Origin of the sequence: Agromyces sp. Root81, from assembly GCF_001429165.1 — a bacterium.
Taxonomy (GTDB): Bacteria; Actinomycetota; Actinomycetes; order Actinomycetales; family Microbacteriaceae; genus Agromyces.
The window spans coordinates 1,257,988-1,276,041 of sequence record NZ_LMIR01000002.1; the positions used below are offsets into that span (position 1 = coordinate 1,257,988).

Sequence of the window (18,054 nt, forward strand, 5' to 3'; positions counted from 1 at the left end):
TCGGAACGCATGCGGGCGGGGCCGGCAGGCGCGATGCCCAACATTACACCGGGCCGACCGACTAGACGGTCGGTCGGATTCGCCGCGGTCGCCTCGAACGCGCGGGACCTTCTCAGGCCCCGGCGCCGGCGGACTGCATCGCCTCGAACGCGACGATCAGCGCCTCGACGTGCTCGGCGGTGAGCACGTCCTCGCCGGCCGGCAGGTCCATGAGCGCGTTGTGGTTCATGCCGTCGCCCGCGAACAGCACCATGCGCGCGAGGCGCTCGTCACCCGTCGCGGCGGCGAGCACCTCGAGCCACTCGCGCCGGCACTCGCGGAGCACCTCGAGGGCCGCGTCATCGCCGGTCTGCGCGATGCGATAGGCCGCCTCGATGAGGAGTTCGAGCTCGCTGTCGCGGTCGAGCGACGACACGATGTAGTACCGCACCGCGCCCTCGGGCGCGGTGCGCATCACGTCGGCGTCGCGACGGGCCTGCGCCCGCAGCTCGACGAACAGGGCCGCCTGCAGCGCGCTCACGGAGGCGAAGTGGTGCAACGCGCCCGACTTCGACAGCCCGGCCCGTCTCGCAACGCCCTCGAGGGTCGCGCCGCGGATGCCGCGTTCGACCATGAGATGCGTGTACGCCGAGAGGACTCGGGCGGCCGGGCCCTCGAGGGTGATCATCAGCCCATCGTACGAGGGCGGCGACCGGCCGCGTCGCGTGACCGAAGGCGCGCTGGGGACCGCTCGTATCGCACGGGACCGCCGACATCCGCGGTCCTGAGCGAGACGAGCGGTCCCGAACCCGCGAGCTCGCTGAGAATCATGCATGTGCATGGAATAGCGGATGCCGCGACGCGTTGCACCCCTCGGGTCGACGATGCCCCGGCACTTGTCCCCCTCGTGAAAGCCGAACGCGCATGACCCTCATCACCGACATCACCTCCCGCCGCGCCGAGACCGACGCGCCCCTGATCGCACCCCTCGTCGAGCGCTTCAGCCCGCGCGCGTACGACCCCGCGGCGGTGATCGAGCCCGACGTCATCCGCACGATCCTCGAGGCCGCCCGCTGGGCGCCGTCGGCGAACAACGTGCAGCCCTGGCGCTTCATCGTCGCCCGCCGCGGCACCGACGCCTTCGCGAAGGTGCACGGCGCGATGCTCGGCTTCAACCAGGCCTGGGCCGACTCCGCCGCCGTGCTCATCGCGAACATCGCCGAGACGGTCGACGCCGAGGGCAAGCCCCGCCCGTGGGCGCGCTACGACCTCGGCCAGGCGGTCGCGCACCTCACCGTGCAGGCCCAGCACGAAGGGCTGCACACTCACCAGATGGGCGGCTTCGAGGCCGAGACGATCCGTGCGGCCTTCGGCCTCCCCGACGGACTCGAGGTCGTCTCGATCACGGCGATCGGCGTGCTCGGCGACGTGAACGCCCTGCCCGACGCGCTCCGCGAGCGCGAGAGCGCCCCGCGCCTGCGCAAGCCCCTCTCGGAGCTCGTGCTCGTCGGCGAGTAGTCGCCAGCACGCACGCGGCGAGACGAGACGAGCGCCGCGAGTCGGGCTCCCGACTCGCGGCGCTCGTCTCATGCGGCGCTCACCTCACGCGTCGACCGGGTCGACGACCGAGATCGGCCGTGTCGGCGGCTCGTACCGCACGGGCATCGCTGCGATCACCCGCTTCAGGCGCCACGCGGCGAAGACCGCGAGCACGCTCAGCGCGAGGTGCATGCCGAGGAACGCGTCGCCGAGCCCGGCGCCGAGCAGCACGCCCGCGACGAGCGGGCCGGCCGCGGTGAACGCCGTCTGCAGGGCCGACATCGCGCCGAGCGTGCTGCCGACCATGCCCTTGCGTGCGAGCGAGGCGATGAGCGGGTTCAGCACCGGACTGTAGATCGTCTCGCCGACCGCGAAGATGCCGTACGTCATGACGAACATCGCCGATGCGACGCCGGGCGCGAGCTGCGCACTCGCGAGCACCAGCCACGCCGCCACCCAGATGCCGCCGACGGCCATGAGCAGGACCGGCGCACTGACCTTCGCGGTGAGGCGCACCACGACGACCTGCAGGGCGACGATGACGATGCAGTTCACGGCCGCCGCCGTGCCGACCGCGACCGGGTCCACCTCGAGCACCGTGATGCCGTACGCGGGCAGGCCCGCCTCGAACTGCGCGTAGAACCCGAGCGCGAGCGCGATCATGACGACCGCGCTCCAGCGGAGCGCCGGGTTCGCGAACACCAGGCGGAAGGCACCCGGCCGTCGCTCGTCGGCAAGGCCGGAGACCGTCTCGGCCGCGAACTCGGCGTTCCGCCGGGCCCCGCGGCCGGCGGTCGCGATGATCGCCGACGAGACGACGAAGCCCGCGGCTGCCATGAGGAAGCCGACGTCGAGTCCGTCGTGCCGACCGAGGTCGATGATCTGCCCCGCGAGGAACGCACCGGCCGCCATGCCGAGCGCCTCTCCGGTGAACTTGTACGCGAAGACCTTGCGCCGATCGCCGGTCGACGACCACTCGAGCGCGAGCACCTGCTTGGCGGGAACGGCGGCGGCGAGGCCGAGGCCGAACACGAGCATGCCGGCGAGGAAGACGGCGGGGTCGTCGGCGAAGACGAGTGAGGCCGCCCCGGCCGCCCCGAGCAGCTGCGCGGCGACGGCGACGTGCACCGGGTTGAATCGGTCGCTCAGCCGCCCGGCGATCGGCGCGGCGACGAGCGCGCCCACAGAGAAGAGGGACGACGCCGCCGCCGCGATGAGCGCGCCCCAGCCGCGGGTGTCGGCTGCGTACGCGTACTGGTACGGGAGCACGGCGCCCCAGCCGAGCATGCCGATGCTCGATGCGAGAATGAGCAGCTTCGCGCGCATGGGCACGCCACCTTTCCGGGAGTCGATGGTCTCGAACGAGACGGATGCCTCACCCGGACGACGGTGGAGGGGAGACGATGATTCGAATACGAACTATTCGATATCGAAATATTAGCAACCGAACTTCGCATGCGACAATTCCCGTATGGCCAAACGCACCCCGTCAGCGCAGGAACTGCACCGCCGCGCCGTCGCGACCTACGTCGCCGCGGGCGGCGAGGAGTCCGTGCAGCGGGTGATCACCGCCGTGCAGGGCCTCACGAAGAAGCTCGACCAGTGGTACGTCAGGCAGCTCACCGACCTCGACGTGAGCTCGGGCGAATGGGCCGTCGTCACCTCGCTCGCCAAGGCGGGCGAGGCGCTCACGCCGAGCCAGCTCGCCGAGCTCACGAACGTGGCGCCGTCGTCGATGACGCATCGCCTCGACAAGCTCGCCGAGCGCGGCCTCGTCGAACGCGCGGCCGACCCCGACAACCGCACCCGCATCCTCGTGAGCCTCACCGAGGAGGGCTGGGGGCTGTTCAGTCAGGCCATCCGCGACTCCGACGTCGTCGAGTCCGACGTGCTGCAGGATCTCGGCGACACCGAGCGCGCGGAGCTCGCCCGCCTCCTCGAAGTCGTCATCGCGCGCCTCGACGACATCGACGCCTGACCGCATACGACGGCCCCGCGAACTGAGATGCGAGATGCCGTCGCCGGCATCACCGACTCGTCAGCCGGCGCCCTGCCCCCGCAGGTGCGCACGCAGCTGCTCGACGACGAGTTCGTGATCGGCGAGCTCGGGCAGCCCCGACACGCCGACGGCCCCGATGACCCCGACCCCGCGGATCCGGATCGGCACGACTCCGCCGTGCGCCGCGAACTCCCGCGGGTCGAGGCGGGCGTGCACGTCGAAGTCCTCGCCCTTCGCGCGGAACTCCTCGCCGACGAGCATCGAGGCCCGTCCGTACCGTTCGACGACGCGGTGCTTGCGATCGAGCCACGCGTCGTTGTCGGCGGTCGCGCCGGGCAGGGCGGCATGGAACACCCGCTGCGAGCCGAACCAGATCGCGATCGCGACCGGATGCCCCGCCTCTGCGGCGGCGGCTCGGAGCCGCCCTCCGAGCGCCCAGGCGTCGTCGAGGGTGAACCGGTCGAACTGCAGTTCGGATGCTTCGGCGACGAGCCGTTCGAGGAGTTCGCTCATGGGCGCAGCAGCACCTTCGTCGCGCGCCGCTCGTCCATCGCGGCGTAGGCCGCTGCGGCGTCGGCGAGCGGGAGCTCGAGGTCGAACACGAGCCCGGGCTCGATCGCGCCCGAGCGCACGTCGGGCAGCAGCTCCTCGATGTAGCCGCGCACCGGGGCCACACCGCCGTTCACGCCGACGTTCCGGTTGAAGAGCGGGCGCACCGGCAGCTCGGGCCCGCCGTTCGGCACGCCGACGTAGCCGACCATGCCGCCGGGGCGGGCGCTGCGGATCGCCTGGTCCATCGACTCCTTCGTGCCGACGCACTCGAGCACGCGATCTGCGCCGATCCCCCCGGTGAGCTCCTGCACCCGGGCGACGCCCTCGTCACCGCGCTCGGCCACCACGTGAGTGGCACCGAACCGGCGAGCCAGCGCCTGCCGCTCGGGATGCCGCGACATCGCGATGATCGTCGTCGCCCCGAGCCGCTTCGCCGCGATGATCGCGCAGAGGCCGACGGCGCCGTCGCCCACGACGGCGACGGAGTCGCCCGTGGAGACGCCTGCGGAGACGGCGGCGTGGTGGCCGGTGCCCATCACGTCGGCGAGCGTGAGGAGGCCCGGCACCTCGTCGTCGCGCACCGGGCCGGGCACGACCACGAGCGTGCCGTCGGCGAGCGGCACCCGCACGCGCTCGCCCTGACCGCCGTCGGCGAACGAGCCGACCCGGTCGTCGGAGCCCCACCATCCGCCGTTCAGGCACGAGGTCGAGACGCCGTTGCGGCAGTTCACGCACGTGTTGTCGCACACGTAGAAGGGGGCGATCACGAAGTCGCCGACCGCGATCGCCGTGACATCCTCGCCGATCGCCTCGACGACGCCGATGAACTCGTGCCCGATGCGGTGCGGCTCGGCGGTGGGCGTCACTCCGCGGTACGGCCAGAGGTCGGAGCCGCAGACGCACGACGCGACGACCTTCACGATGGCGTCGCCGCCGGTGGAGAGCACCGGGTCCGGAACGGTTTCGACACGGATGTCACGGGGCGCGTGGATGACGGTGGCGAGCATGCACCGAGCCTACGCGGCACGCGCGGCGCCTCACACGTGCGGCACGAACTCCTGCCACGCGAGCCGCTTCTCGCTGCGCGGGTCGAGCTCGACGCGGTCGCCCCGGTCGAAGACGAGCGTGCGCCTCGCCACCTCGTCGTAGCGGGGCCAGTCGTCGAGCGGCCGAGCGGATGCCGCGAAGCCCGCCCAGTGCGCCTGCATGCGCCGTCCGACCGCACGGAACATGCGCCGCCCGCCGAGCATGGTGAGCCCGGCGCCCGTCAGGGTGTCGAACTTCTCGAAGAGCGCGAAGAGTTCGAGGCCGTGCGTGGCGTCGAGGCCGAGGAGCCGCGGCATCCGCGGGGCCGCATCGAACCGGTACATGTGGGTCGGCGCGTACCGTGAATGCCGTTCGGCCAGCTTCACGGTCGGGAACCAGAACGTGAAGTCGCCGGCGAAGTCGGCAGCGGGCCGCCGCTCGGGCAACCCAGGATACTGGCGCTTGATCGCCTTGCGCGAGCGCTTCCGCGTGTTCGCGAAGATCGCACGGATGCGCGGCTTCGTCGTCGGCAGGATGCTGATGCGCCCCTCGAAGAGCGAGCCCTCGCGGTCGTTGGTGCCGATGATGAGCGGCACCCGGTGCGCGAGCCCGTCGCGGAATGCGTCGAGCGGGCGGTGCGGCAGGAACTCCCCGTCGACGACCGGGGCGAGGCTGATGGTCCCGGGATCCTCGTCGGGGGTGCGGATCGTGAGGGCCGTCGTCGCCTCGGCGAGCAGCATCGCGTCGGCGGTGCACAGCATCGCCGCGGCATCCTCGACCGACTCGCTCTCGAGGTCGTCGTCGTCGACCACGCGGCTGAGCAGTTGCACGTACTCGCCGGCCCATCGCGCCGTCGTCTCGGGAAGGTACACGGCGTTCGCGGGCGAGCTCTGCGCGATCGCGCGGGAGAACAGGCCCTCGGCGGCGGGCACCGTGAGCAGCGTCGTCACCGAGTTCGCGCCGGCGGACTCGCCGAAGAGCGTCACGCGGTCGGGATCACCGCCGAACGAGCGGATGTTGCGGCGCACCCATTCGAGTGCGGCGACCTGGTCGCGCAGGCCGAGGTTCGCCTCGATCGGGCGCTCTGGCCGCGAGTACGCGCGGAAGTCGAGCCAACCGAGCGCCCCGAGGCGGTAGTTCAGGCTGACGTAGACGATCCCGTGCGCGCGCGCGAGCCGCTCCCCCTGCCTCGGGTACTCCCCCGACGAGCCCACGCTGTAGGCGCCCCCGTGGATGAACACCATGACCGGTCGTCCCGCCGGCCCCACCGCCCCGATCGCATCGTCGGGCGCGATCACGTTGACACTCAGGCAGTCCTCGCTGCGCGCGAGGCCCGGCGCAGCGCCGATGAACTGCCCCTTCCGCTTCTGCGGCGCCACGGGGCCGAACTCGGCGGCATCGCGCACGCCGTCCCACCCCGCCGCCGCGCGCGGTGCCCGGAAGCGGAGCTCGCCCCCGGTCGATGCCGCGTACGGGATGCCCCGCCAGCAGCGCACACCGTGACGGCGCACCCCGCGCACCGCGCCCGTCTCCGTCTCGACGACGAGAGCGCGTTCGGCTCCCACTCCAGCCCCCACCAGCATGTGCCGGAGCCTACGCCCGTCGAGTGAACACCCGCCGCCGTTCGTCGAACCGCGCGTGAACGCGACGGGGCCGGGCTGCTCCAGCACAGCCCGGCCCCGTCGTGTCATCGAGCGATCAGTGTCCGATCGCCGTGCGGGCGTTCACCACGCCGGTTCCGAAGAAGCCGTTGTTCGTGGTGCTCCCCTCGCAGGTGTGCGTGGCGGTCACGGTCGAACCGCTCGGCAGGTTCCGCGTGTAGGTGAACTCGGCCGGCACGGGGCACGCCGTGTCGACCGCGCTCTTCGTGAGCACCGTCTCGACGACGGCCGGCGGCAGGTACCTGCCGCCGCGGATGACGTCGGGCAGGCCGTACTTGCTCACGATGAGCGCCGCGACGCCGGCCGCGTGCGGCGAGGCCATCGACGTTCCCTGCAGGTACTGGTAGTACCCGCAGGTGGTGCCCGCCGCGTCGCAGCTCTTCACGACGTACTCCACCGTCGGGTTGCCGTCGGCGTCGATCTCGCCGTTCGCCTCGGCGAGGGCCTTCGGGTACGCCGCGAGCGTCGCCTTGGTGATGTCGCGCGTGTTCGCGGGCGTGTCGTAGACGTCGCCACCCGGGGCCGCGACATCCACGTAGCCGTTGCCGTAGTCGGAGTAGTACGCCTTGCGGCCCGACTGGCCGATGCTCGACACCGAGATGACGCCGTCGCCCTCGGAGGGCGTCGAGACGCAGCTCGCGGGGTCGAGCAGGTCGCGCGTGTACGCGACCTCGCCTTCCACATCGGCGAAGTCGGGGCTCGACGCGTCGGTCATGACCTTCGTGTAGTCGGTCGCGCCGTTGCCGGCGGCCGAGACGAGCGTCACCCCGCGGTTGCGGGCGAAGTCGAGCGCGCGCTGCATGGCCTCGACGATCGTGCGCTGCTCGGCCTGGTCCTCGGCGGAATCGGCGGGGTGGCTCGAGCAGTTGAAGAGCCACGGGTCGATGTAGTAGCTCATGTTGACGACGTCGACGCCGACCTTGCCGGCGTACGTCAGCGCGTCGAGCGACGGCTGAAGGAAGAAGTATCCCGAGTCCTGCCCGGCGCGGAGGTTCACGAGCGAGACCTCGGGTGCCACGCCCGCGATGCCGATGCCGTTGATGGGGGCGCCGATGGTCGAGGCGACGTGCGTGCCGTGACCGTCTTCGTCGACGTCGGCGGCGTCCTCGCAGGACTGGTCGGCTTCCTCTTCGCACGGCCCGTCGATCGGGTCGCCGTTCGCGTCGAACGGGATGTCGACGGTGAAGTTGCGGCTGAGCTCGGCGTTGAAGTTGGGGGCGATGTCGGGGTGCGAGCCGTCGACGCCGGTGTCGATGACGCCGACGAGCACGCCCTTGCGCCCCTTCTCCCACTTGTAGGAGCCGTCGACGGTCGCGCCGATCGCCTGCATGTCCCACTGCAGCGATGCGAGCGGCTCCGCGGCGGGCTTGCCCTTGCCGTTGCCGTTGCCGTTGCCGCCCGCGTTCTGCTTCGCGGCGGATGCCCCGGCCCCCGCGGCGCGCACCTCGGATTCGGCGGCGTCGAACTTCTTGGCGTCACCGGCGGCGGTGCGTGCCGCGGGCACATCGGCGATGACACGGTTCTGCGCGGTGCCCTCGATCACCCCCTGTCCGGCGGCGACCTCGGAGAAGTCCGAGGCGGTCGTGACCACGGTGGCGACGCCGACATCCGTGTTCTCACTGACGATGGTGCCGCCCGCCGCGGCGACCGCGGCGTGCGCGGCCTCACTCGGGGTGCCTTCGGCGAAGAGCACCACGTACTCCTGTTCCCCGGTCACCTCGCCTCCGGTCGAGGTCGCGGCACCGGCCGACGTGGCGGCGAGGGCCGTCATGGTCAAAGCGAGTGCGGATGTTGCGGCGATCGTTCGAAACCTGCGCATGACGCTCCATTCACGAGACATGTTGAGCGCGATCCTGCCACGGCGCGACGAGCGTGGACAAGGGGGTGATTTCGATCGTGCGAAGACCGGCGCGCACGCCGATCAGCGCGCAGGATGTGCGCGCGCTGATGGCGATTCCGACCGCATGTGCGAGCCCACGGCGCCGATCGCGGCGCGGGCCCGCAAGCCGTCTCAGCCTGCCGTGGCTCTCGCCGACGTTCGTGCCGGTGACGGCACGAGCATGCGCAGCGCCCAACCGAAGAGCACGAAGATCACGCCGACCCCCGCCGCGAACAGGGCGACGCCGAACGAGACGACCGAGGTGAAGAGCGAGGCCCGCAGGAACGACGCGTTCATCACGGTCTCGCGCACGGGGTCGTCCTGGTCGAGCTCGGCGTACGTCTTGCCGCCGCTCGCCTCGAGCGCGTGGGCGTTGATGACGCCGGCCTGGATGAAGGCGTCGATCGGTCCGTCGACGGTCTTGCCCGCGAAGTACGGCGAGTCGTCGGGGATCGTGATGTTCTCGGCCCTGAGCTGGTTCGAGACCCCGATCCAGGCGAGGATGGCCACGACGATCAACAGGATGCCGCCGACGACGCCGGCCAATCCGATGAGCCGGATGCCGCGTCGCTGTCCGTGCGTCAGCACGACCTCGCCGATCTCGTCTCCGTTTGCTGCAGACATGTCGCCTCCCCCGGGATCATCACTGCTGTCGCCACACTAGCCCCGCGAGCCGCAGCGGCGGAAGACCTCGTCGGGGCGTCGTGCGGACCTCGTGGTGCTGCGCTGTCGGTCGGGTGCAACAGAATACTGAAGTGATCAGCGCGAGGACGTTCTGGAGTGCCCTTCCCACCGAAGGACGGTGGCTGCTCTCGACGGTCGCCATCCAGACGCTCGGCCGCGGGCTGACCCTGCCGTTCACGATCATCTACCTGCACGAGGTGCGGGGATTCGACCTCGGGCTCTCCGGCGCACTGATGAGCCTCATCGCGATCGTCGGACTCATCGTGACCGGCCCGGGCGGCACGCTCATCGACCGCTTCGGCGCGAAGGCCGTGCTCCTCGTCGGGCTCGTCGCGATGATCGCCGGCTGCACCCTGCTCGCGTTCGCCACCAGCCCCGCGGTCGCGGCCGTCGGCCTCGTGCTGATCGGCGTGAACTTCGGCGTCTCCTGGCCGGGGTTCAACGCGCTCATCGCCGCGGTGGTCTCCGGCGACCTCCGACAGCAGTACTTCGGCGTGAACTTCGCGCTCGTGAACCTCGGCATCGGCGTCGGCGGCATCATCGGCGGGTTCTACATCGACGTCGATTCGCCCGAGACGTTCACCGTGATCTTCCTCATCGACGCGGCGAGCAGCCTCATCCCCATGGCGCTGCTGCTCGGGCCGCTGCGCAATGTGCGCTCGCATTCCGAGCCGACCGAGGAGTCCGCTGCGGCCGGCGGCTATCGCGAGATCCTCCGGCAGCCGGCCGTGCTGTGGCTCACGCTCCTCACGTTCATCGCCATGTTCATCGGCTACGGCCAGATGGAGGCCGGCTTCCCGGCCTACGCGCGGCAGGTGGCCGAGGTCTCGACGCGCGTCATCGGCTTCGCGTTCGCCGTGAACACGGCGGTCATCGTGCTGCTGCAGTTCACCGTGCTGGCGAAGATCAGCGGCAGGCGCCGCACCCGCGTGATGTGGGTCATGGCCGGGGTCTGGGCGCTCTCGTGGCTCATCCTCGGCGCCGCCGGGCTGCTGCCCGATTCGCTCGCGGCGGCGATCGGCGTGATCGCCTTCATGGGCGTCTTCGCGTTCGGCGAGACCCTGCTGCAGCCGACGGTGCCCGCGATCTACAACGACCTCGCCTCCGATCACAACCGCGGCCGCTACAACGCGATCAACTCGGCAGCGTTCCAGGGCGGAGCCATCGCCGGGCCGATCGCCGCGGGCCTGCTGCTCGGCCACGATCTCGACGCCGTGTACATCGCCATCATGGTCCTCGGCTGTCTCGGCATCGGCGCGCTCGCCCTCGCCCTCGAGCGCCGCATCCCGGCGAGCGCGAACGGCGTGCGCGCCCCCGAATCCGAGAGCGGCGTCGCCGTCGACTGACGGTCGACGCGTCGCTCCGCGGGCGCACAGCGCGGCGCGGCATCCGCTCGAATCACTGAGCGGATGCCGCGTCGACGGCGCCTATTCGACCGGGACGTCAGCTCGCGCCACCGAGAGCGAGTCACCATCGTCGGCGAGCCCGACCACGACGGTGTCGCCGTCGCGCACCTCGCCCGTGAGCAGCGCCCGGGCGAGCCGGTCGTCGATCTCGTGCTGCATGAGCCGGCGCAGCGGGCGCGCGCCGTACAGCGGGTCGTACCCGCGTTCGGCGAGCCACGCCCGGGCGTCGGGGGTGACGCCGAGCTGGAGCCGCCGCTCGTGCAGCCGCGCCGAGAGCCGGTCGATGTAGAGGTTGACGATCTCGCCGAGCTCCTCCTCGCTGAGCGCGGAGAAGACGACGATGTCGTCGAGCCGGTTCACGAACTCGGGTTTGAACGACTGCCGCACGGCCTGCAGCACGGCCTGCTCCTTCTCGTCCCAGCTGAGGCTCGGGTCGACGAGGTACTGCGAGCCGAGGTTCGACGTGAGGATCAGGATGGTGTTCCTGAAGTCGACCGTGCGGCCCTGGCCGTCGGTGAGCCGACCGTCGTCGAGCACCTGCAGCAGCACGTCGAACACCTCGGGGTGCGCCTTCTCGACCTCGTCGAAGAGGATCACCGAGTACGGGCGCCGACGCACGGCTTCCGTGAGCTGACCGCCCTGGTCGTAGCCGACGTACCCGGGGGGCGCGCCGACGAGCCGGGAGACCGAGAACTTCTCGCCGTACTCCGACATGTCGATGCGCACCATGGCGTGCTCGTCATCGAAGAGGAACTCGGCGAGCGCCTTCGCGAGCTCGGTCTTGCCGACGCCCGTCGGGCCGAGGAACAGGAAGGATCCGGTCGGCCGGTTCGGGTCGCTGATACCGGCGCGCGAACGGCGAACCGAGTCGGCGACCGCCGCGACGGCGCGCTTCTGGCCGATGAGGCGCTTGCCGAGCTCCTGCTCGAGGTGCAGCAGCTTCTCGGTCTCGCCCTGCAGCAGTCGGCCGACGGGGATGCCGGTCCAGGCCGCGATGACCTGCGCGATGTCCTCCTCGGTGACCTGCTCGTTGACCATGCGCGGCTCGTCGGGAGCCTGCTCGGCCTGTTCGGCCTCGACGAGGTCGCGCTGCAGCCGGGCGATCGTCTCGTACTCGAGCTTGGAGGCCTTCGCGTAGTCGGCCTCGCGCATGGCGCGGTCGCGCTGCGTGACCGCGTCGTCGAGCTGCTTCTTCAGGTCGCCGACCCGGTTCAGCGACATCCGCTCGCGCGCCCAGCGGGCCTCGAGCCCGGCGAGTTCGCGTTCGTGCTCGACGAGCGTCTCGCGCAGCTTCGCGAGCCGCTCCTTCGACGCGTCGTCCTTCTCCTTCTTGAGGGCGAGCTCCTCGAGCTTCATGCGGTCGACCTGGCGCTTCAGCTGGTCGATCTCGACGGGACTCGAATCGATCTCCATCTTGAGGCGCGACATGGCCTCGTCGACGAGGTCGATCGCCTTGTCGGGCAGCTGCCGAGCCGAGATGTACCGGTTCGACAGGGACGCCGCGGCGACGAGGGCCGCATCGGAGATCGTGACCCCGTGGTGCGCTTCGTAGCGCCCCTTGAGGCCGCGGAGGATCGCGATCGTGTCTTCGACGCTCGGTTCGCCGACGTACACCTGCTGGAAGCGGCGTTCGAGCGCGGCATCCTTCTCGATGTATTCGCGGTACTCGTTGAGCGTGGTCGCGCCGATGAGCCGCAGCTCGCCGCGGGCGAGCATGGGTTTCAGCATGTTGGATGCCGCGACGGATCCCTCGCCACCACCGGCGCCCATGAGCAGGTGCAGCTCGTCGACGAAGGTGATGATCTCGCCCTCGGCGTCGTTGATCTCCTTGAGCACGGCCTTCAGCCGCTCCTCGAACTGGCCGCGGTACATCGCACCGGCGACGAGCGCGGAGATGTCGAGCGAGATGAGCTGCTTGCCCTTCAGCGACTCGGCGACGTCGCCCGCGACGATGCGCTGGGCGAGCCCTTCGACCACGGCGGTCTTGCCGACGCCGGGTTCGCCGATGAGCACAGGGTTGTTCTTCGTGCGCCGCGTGAGCACCTGGCTGACGCGGCGGATCTCGGAGTCCCGCCCGATCACGGGGTCGAGCTTGCCCGCCTTCGCGATCTCGGTGAGGTTGACGCCGTACTGTTCGAGCGCCGACTTCTGCTCTTCCTGCGTGCTCGGCGCACCCTGCATGTTGGCCACAGGCTCTCCCTTCGTTCAAAACTTGAGTGTACTTGACTCAACTTTGGCGAGAGGGCTGGTATTCCGGCTCGTCGACCGAATCTCCCCCGAGCTTCACGGTAGACGGATGCCCCGTGCCGCGCCAGCGATCGGCGGGTACTGCGACCGTCCTCAGCCGACGACCTCGACGGCGATCATCGTGGTGCGCTGCACCCCCGCGGGGGTCGGCCAGTGCTCGACCGTCGCACCCTCGTCGTCGCAGTCGATGAGGTGGTTGATCCGTTCGAACGTCTCGCCGTCGGGCTGCTCGACGAGGATGCGGATCAGCTTGCCCGAACCGCTCGCCGCGCGGATCTCGTCGGCGGTGAACGGCGTCGGCAGGAGGCCCGGCCCGAGCACGTGGGGGTCGCTCATGCACGACAGTCTGCGACATCCGCCGTCATCTCGACAGGTTCGCAGCGCGTTCGATGCGTTCTCATACGTTGATCCGTCATGCTCGAAGCCCGACCCCTGGGAGCCGCATTGCAGAAGCGCACGAAGATCATCACCGCATCGATCGTCGCCGGCGGGCTCGTGCTCGGCGCGACCGTCGCCATCGCCGCGCCCATCGTCTACCGCGACCCCATCGTCGGCGAGGCGGAGTCCGCTCCGTCGGTGACGTTCGCTCCGACGGCGACGGCCGAACCGGGCACCGCGGCGCCCGACCTCAGTGGAACCTGGGCCGTGGTCGACGGGTCGTTCGCCGGCTACCGCGTCGAGGCGCCCAACCTCGGCTTCGTCTCGGTCGAGCCCGACGGCGTCATCGAATTCTCGCTGGTGCTCGCGCGGGGCTGAGGTCACGTACGGCGTCGCTCGAAACGGGCGCGGGCCGCGGCATGCGCCTCGGTGAGCAGCCGGACGACGAGCTCCAGCGTCGCGGCACCCGGGTTCACCACAGCGACCCAGCCGAGTTCGCCGTAGACCGGGTGGGGCATCACCACATCGACAGCCGCGAAGTCACGGCTTCGGCTCAGGCGCCGCGGCTCCTCGCCCGTGAGTTCGACGAACGTCGTGCGGCCGACGTGGACGTTCACCCGCCAACGGCCCGCTCCGAGCTTCGAAGCGGTGTCATCGGGGTAGTCCTTGGTGACGATGGTGCCGTACGGCTGTACGTTCGCAGGCATCCGTCCGTCTGGTGCGCAGTAGAAGAACGCGTCACCCCACGCCAGCTCCGGGAGCCCGCTGCCCGGCGCCGGTTCGACGACGAGCACGCCGTCGAACGTCCGCACCTTCTCGATGATCTGCTGCATACTCATGGTTCAAGCATCACCTTCAACTGCTTGTGTGGGGTTCAGTCTTGAACGATTCAGAGGACGACACGGGTCCCGTGCTCCGGACCACCGATGTCGCTCGCGAATCGGGCTACTCCGTGCAGCAGGTCCGCGACCTGGAGCGCCTCGGCGTCATCCCGCCTGCCGCCCGCTCGGCGAACGGCTACCGCTCCTACACGCCGATCCACGTCCACGCTCTCCGCGGGTACCGGGCACTCGCCGAAGCCGTCGGACCGGTGAACGCCCGAGTCACGATGTCGGCGTTTCGATCGCAGAGCATCGCTGAACGCGTATCGGCGATCGACGCCGCGCACGCGAGCCTGGCACGCGAACGGGCGGAGGCGTTGCGCGCCGGGCAGGCGATCATGGCGATCAGCGGCGAACCGGAAGCGCTGGAGCGCGATCCGGATCGTGATGCGATGACGATCACGGAGCTCGCCGGCGCGCTCGGCGTTCGCACATCGACCCTTCGGTTCTGGGAACAGGAAGGACTCGTCCGGCCGGATCGAGTGACATCGCTTCGAGCACGTCGGTACGAGGTCCCGGCGATTCGTGCAGCCCGGATCGTGGTGGCGCTTCGCAACGCCGGCACCGGCATCCCGGCCGTCCGGGAGCTGCTCGTCGCGCTCGAATCATTCGACGATGCCGACGGTACGGCGCGAGTCCTGCGACAGCGCCTCGATCGAATCGCGACGCGATCACTCGCGCTCGTCGACGCGGGCTCGGACCTCGCCGCCGTCATCAGGTTGCACGACGGGCCGACGCGGCCGGAGACGATCGGCTGAGCCCGGCGACCGGGAGGGTGTGGGAGTCTCGTCCCATGGATGCATCCGCCGATCACCCGCAGATAGGACGCATCACCGTCGACCGCGCGGCGTTGAGCGGACCCGGAACGGAACTGGCAGCAGCGCTCGGCGCCCTCGAGTTCGACGTGTCGATGGAGGGCGTACCGAGCGACACTCCGGCGTCCGGGTGGAGGGTGCTCGCCCACCCGGCGTACGCGGTCGTGCTCGGAGCCCCGGTCGACGACGGATCGAGATGGTGGCGCATCGCGCAGGTCATCCCGGCCCGCGATGGTTCGCGTACGGCCGAGATGCACGTCCATCCCGAACCGCAACCGTTGCGGCCCAGCCCCGCCGAGCGCAGTCGCGGTCTCGTGCTGCGCTGGCCGGAGACCACCCGCACCGAGCCCGACTTCGACCGGCTCGCTCTCGATGTCGTCAACACCGGCGAGTATCGCTGGCGGCCCGATGGCGACTCGTTCACCGCGATCGGCTTCATCACTCGGCCGGGCGGAGGTCCGGGGTCCGGCTCATTCGCCTTCGTCGGCGGTGGACCGCCGGCGTTCGCGCTGGACCCGGGCGAGTACGCTCGCGTGCAGGTGAGTCTCAACCCGAATCAGTGGGAGGGTCGGGAACCCGGTCGCCACGAGATCTCCGCAGTGCTCATGGACCTTGGTCTGCGCACCGTTGCATCGCTCGAAGTGCAACTCACCGCTGAACTCATCGACCAGTACCAGCCGCGCCACGATCGAGCACGCCCACCCCGACCATCACGGAGCATCCATACACAGGAATAGACTCCCGCGACGCATCGTTCCACCAGTCGTGCAACGCTTCGGAACGCTCTCATTCGGACACTACGGCCCGCTCGGCGGCGGCCGCGAACTCTCGGCCGGCGACTCCATGCTGCAGGCGATCGACCTCGCCCAGGGCATGGACGAACTCGGCGTGAACGGCGCGTACTTCCGTGTGCACCACTTCGCCCGCCAGCAGGCGTCGCCGATGCCGCTCCTCGCGGCGATCGCGGCGCGCACCCGGCACATCGAGGTCGGCACGGGCGTCGTCGACATGCGCTACGAGAACCCGCTGCATCTCGCCGAGGAGGCGGCGGCGGTCGACCTCATCTCGGGCGGCCGACTGGCGCTCGGCGTCAGCCGGGGATCACCCGAGACGGTCGTGCGCGGCTACGAGGCGTTCGGCTACACGGGCTCCGAAGACCCGCGCGGCGCCGACATCGCCCGCGCACACTTCGACCGCTTCCTCTCGGCCGTCGAGGGCCAGGGCATCGCGGAACCGGATGCCTCGTCGCCGTTCGGCGGGGGCGCGAGCGGCCTGCAGCGCATCGAGCCCTACTCTCCCGGCCTGCGTTCGCGCATCTGGTGGGGCGCCGGCAACAGCGACTCGGCCGAGTGGGCCGGGCGCCGCGGCGTGAACCTCATGTCGTCGACCCTGCTCACCGAAGACCGCGGCATGCCGTTCGACGAGCTGCAGGCGCAGCAGATCCAGACGTTCCGTGCGGCGTGGCGCGAGGCCGGCCACCCGGGCGAGCCGCGCACCTCGGTGAGCCGTTCGATCTTCCCGATCACCACCGCCGAAGACGAGCTCTACTTCGGCGGCCGGCAGGACGGCGACGGAGTCGGCTACATCGACGGCATGCGCTCGACGTTCGGCAAGACGTATGCGGGCACGCCCGACAAGCTCGTCGAGCAGCTGCTGCGTGACGCGGCGATCCGCGAGGCCGACACGCTCATGCTCACGATCCCGAGCCAGCTCGGCGTCGAGTTCAACCTGCGGATGATTGCGGCCTTCGCCGAGCACGTCGCGCCGAGCCTCGGCTGGGAGTCCGCGAACCGCTGAGCAGGATTCAGGATGCCTGCGGGTCGATGCGCGCCCGCACCGCCGCATCCGGGTCCTCACCGGCGAGGGCTCGCGACCCCATCGGGAGCAGCACGATGTGGTGGTACGCCTCCGAGCCGCGTGAGAGTCGCCCCGCGATGAGTCCGCGCTCCCACAGCAGCACGCACTGGAGGAAGACCGGGTCGAGTGCGTATCGCGCTCTCGGGGTGGTGAGGGTGCCGCGCACGGTCATGCCGGGCACCTCATCGACCCCGGCGAGCTGCTGCAGCACGCCCAGCACCGCCTCAGGCCGAACATGTGGCGACTGCTGATCCGCGAACACGCGCACGAAGACGTTCGATGCGAGTTCGATCGGGTCCGCCGCCTCCAGACCCGAGAGCCCCGAGTAGCGCGGCGGTTCGGTCGGCTTCGCATCGGTGCGCGTGAAGATCCCCATGTGCAGACCCTAGCCAACGACCGCAGCGATCGACCAGCGCGAACATGCCCGCGCCTCCCTGATGGCTTGTAGGGAGCCATGAGAGGCGCGGGGTCTGGAGCTCGAGACAGCTCCCCTCCCGAACACGGCGTCGATCGGCGTCACTCCGACTCGGATCCCTCACGGCATGGGCGGTGCCGGCATCGTGCCGGAGAGCGACCAGCCGTTCTCGTCCACGCCGGAATGCGCCGGATCGGCGGCGTCCGCCTCTGCGGCGGCGCGATCCGCATAGACCAGCCTCACCAGTCCTCGGTTTTCCCACATCTGCTCCGGCAGGTATGCGTCTTCCCACATCACGAACCAGCCGCCCGCCGTGCGGCGCCGCAGCTCGGTGAGCCAGGCGGCGTACTGCGGGTCCGGCCGCACGGCCGATGGAACCTCCTGAGCCGCTCGGGCGAGCCGGTCGGCGAGAGCGACGACGTCCCAGTCGGTGCGGCCATCCCCGAAGACATCCCGACCCGAGCCATTCGTGTACGCCAGGAGGATGTTCCGCTCGTCGGCCCAGCCGATCCTGTCGCCCGGCTCCGGCACCAGAACGCGACACCGCCAGTGCCCGGTGGCGTAGTAGTTCGCCGCCGCACGCACCCCCTGGAAACCGAGCTCGTGCAGCCGCGACACGGCAGCGATGATGGCGGCCTCGGGACGTACGGATGCGTCGAGCGACATGCTCGAAGCCTAGGCGACGCCGCCCTGCGCTCATCACGATCTTCACCGGGCGCGCGGCGCCGCGCCTCGG

General features: G+C 70.4%; 19 protein-coding genes. 7 read left to right on the top strand and 12 right to left on the bottom strand.

Annotated elements, in window-relative coordinates:
• Window positions 1-112: 112 nt before the first annotated feature.
• A complete protein-coding gene (locus ASE14_RS10995) occupies window positions 113-667 on the bottom strand; it encodes a TetR/AcrR family transcriptional regulator (protein ID WP_056654616.1) in 555 nt (184 codons plus the stop codon).
• Between the two features lie 236 nt (window positions 668-903).
• Here ASE14_RS10995 and ASE14_RS11000 point away from each other — a divergent pair, with 236 nt between their 5' ends.
• Window positions 904-1,497 (top strand): nitroreductase family protein, encoded by a 594-nt coding sequence (locus tag ASE14_RS11000; protein ID WP_056654617.1) that lies wholly within the window; start codon window positions 904-906, stop codon window positions 1,495-1,497.
• Window positions 1,498-1,581: 84 nt separating this feature from the next.
• Here the strand turns inward: ASE14_RS11000 and ASE14_RS11005 are convergent, their stop codons facing one another.
• Window positions 1,582-2,844, bottom strand: coding sequence for an MFS transporter (locus tag ASE14_RS11005; RefSeq protein ID WP_056654618.1), 1,263 nt, complete (start codon window positions 2,842-2,844; stop codon window positions 1,582-1,584).
• 145 nt (window positions 2,845-2,989) lie between these two features.
• Between ASE14_RS11005 and ASE14_RS11010 the strand changes: the two genes are divergently transcribed.
• A complete protein-coding gene (locus ASE14_RS11010; protein WP_056654619.1) occupies window positions 2,990-3,496 on the top strand; it encodes a MarR family winged helix-turn-helix transcriptional regulator in 507 nt (168 codons plus the stop codon).
• A gap of 60 nt (window positions 3,497-3,556) precedes the next feature.
• Here ASE14_RS11010 and ASE14_RS11015 read toward each other — a convergent pair whose 3' ends face one another.
• From ASE14_RS11015 to ASE14_RS11035, 5 genes are all read right to left on the bottom strand, one after another.
• Window positions 3,557-4,030, bottom strand: a complete 474-nt coding sequence (locus ASE14_RS11015) for a heme-degrading domain-containing protein (protein WP_056654620.1) — start codon at window positions 4,028-4,030, stop codon at window positions 3,557-3,559.
• Window positions 4,027-5,076 carry a zinc-dependent alcohol dehydrogenase family protein gene (locus tag ASE14_RS11020; RefSeq protein WP_056654621.1) on the bottom strand — a complete coding sequence of 350 codons (1,050 nt, stop codon included), beginning with the start codon at window positions 5,074-5,076 and terminating at the stop codon, window positions 4,027-4,029. Before ASE14_RS11020 ends, ASE14_RS11015 begins: the two co-directional genes overlap by 4 nt.
• Window positions 5,077-5,106: 30 nt before the next feature.
• Window positions 5,107-6,678 carry a carboxylesterase/lipase family protein gene (locus ASE14_RS11025; RefSeq protein WP_056654622.1) on the bottom strand — a complete coding sequence of 524 codons (1,572 nt, stop codon included), beginning with the start codon at window positions 6,676-6,678 and terminating at the stop codon, window positions 5,107-5,109.
• 115 nt (window positions 6,679-6,793) lie between these two features.
• Window positions 6,794-8,527, bottom strand: coding sequence for a S8 family serine peptidase (locus ASE14_RS11030; protein ID WP_235511241.1), 1,734 nt, complete (start codon window positions 8,525-8,527; stop codon window positions 6,794-6,796).
• A 240-nt stretch (window positions 8,528-8,767) separates the two neighbouring features.
• Window positions 8,768-9,259 (bottom strand): hypothetical protein, encoded by a 492-nt coding sequence (locus ASE14_RS11035; RefSeq protein WP_056654624.1) that lies wholly within the window; start codon window positions 9,257-9,259, stop codon window positions 8,768-8,770.
• Between the two features lie 131 nt (window positions 9,260-9,390).
• Here ASE14_RS11035 and ASE14_RS11040 point away from each other — a divergent pair, with 131 nt between their 5' ends.
• Window positions 9,391-10,665: an MFS transporter gene (locus ASE14_RS11040; protein WP_235511246.1), complete on the top strand. Its 1,275-nt coding sequence runs from the start codon at window positions 9,391-9,393 to the stop codon at window positions 10,663-10,665.
• A gap of 81 nt (window positions 10,666-10,746) precedes the next feature.
• Here the strand turns inward: ASE14_RS11040 and ASE14_RS11045 are convergent, their stop codons facing one another.
• Both ASE14_RS11045 and ASE14_RS11050 read right to left on the bottom strand, forming a co-directional pair.
• Window positions 10,747-12,915, bottom strand: a complete 2,169-nt coding sequence (locus tag ASE14_RS11045) for an ATP-dependent Clp protease ATP-binding subunit (protein WP_200953307.1) — start codon at window positions 12,913-12,915, stop codon at window positions 10,747-10,749.
• 150 nt (window positions 12,916-13,065) lie between these two features.
• A complete protein-coding gene (locus ASE14_RS11050) occupies window positions 13,066-13,308 on the bottom strand; it encodes a hypothetical protein (protein WP_056654626.1) in 243 nt (80 codons plus the stop codon).
• A gap of 78 nt (window positions 13,309-13,386) precedes the next feature.
• Between ASE14_RS11050 and ASE14_RS11055 the strand changes: the two genes are divergently transcribed.
• A complete protein-coding gene (locus ASE14_RS11055; protein WP_056654627.1) occupies window positions 13,387-13,728 on the top strand; it encodes a hypothetical protein in 342 nt (113 codons plus the stop codon).
• A 2-nt stretch (window positions 13,729-13,730) separates the two neighbouring features.
• Here ASE14_RS11055 and ASE14_RS11060 read toward each other — a convergent pair whose 3' ends face one another.
• A complete protein-coding gene (locus ASE14_RS11060) occupies window positions 13,731-14,189 on the bottom strand; it encodes a DUF6194 family protein (RefSeq protein WP_200953308.1) in 459 nt (152 codons plus the stop codon).
• Between the two features lie 41 nt (window positions 14,190-14,230).
• Between ASE14_RS11060 and ASE14_RS11065 the strand changes: the two genes are divergently transcribed.
• Genes ASE14_RS11065 through ASE14_RS11075 form a run of 3 tightly spaced genes read left to right on the top strand, consistent with a single transcriptional unit; the run spans window position 14,231 to window position 16,843 of the window.
• Window positions 14,231-14,989 (top strand): MerR family transcriptional regulator, encoded by a 759-nt coding sequence (locus ASE14_RS11065; RefSeq protein WP_056654629.1) that lies wholly within the window; start codon window positions 14,231-14,233, stop codon window positions 14,987-14,989.
• Window positions 14,990-15,024: 35 nt separating this feature from the next.
• The gene (locus ASE14_RS11070; protein ID WP_056654630.1) at window positions 15,025-15,783 is read left to right on the top strand and encodes a hypothetical protein; all 759 of its coding nucleotides are present in this window, start codon (window positions 15,025-15,027) and stop codon (window positions 15,781-15,783) included.
• Window positions 15,784-15,811: 28 nt separating this feature from the next.
• Window positions 15,812-16,843: an LLM class flavin-dependent oxidoreductase gene (locus ASE14_RS11075; protein WP_056654631.1), complete on the top strand. Its 1,032-nt coding sequence runs from the start codon at window positions 15,812-15,814 to the stop codon at window positions 16,841-16,843.
• Between the two features lie 7 nt (window positions 16,844-16,850).
• On the opposite strand, the gene ASE14_RS11080 is transcribed toward ASE14_RS11075, so the two are convergent.
• Complete coding sequence (locus tag ASE14_RS11080; protein ID WP_056654632.1) at window positions 16,851-17,279, bottom strand: hypothetical protein; 429 nt, start codon at window positions 17,277-17,279, stop codon at window positions 16,851-16,853.
• A 159-nt stretch (window positions 17,280-17,438) separates the two neighbouring features.
• Window positions 17,439-17,984 carry a hypothetical protein gene (locus ASE14_RS11085; protein ID WP_056654633.1) on the bottom strand — a complete coding sequence of 182 codons (546 nt, stop codon included), beginning with the start codon at window positions 17,982-17,984 and terminating at the stop codon, window positions 17,439-17,441.
• Between the last annotated feature and the right edge of the window lie 70 nt (window positions 17,985-18,054).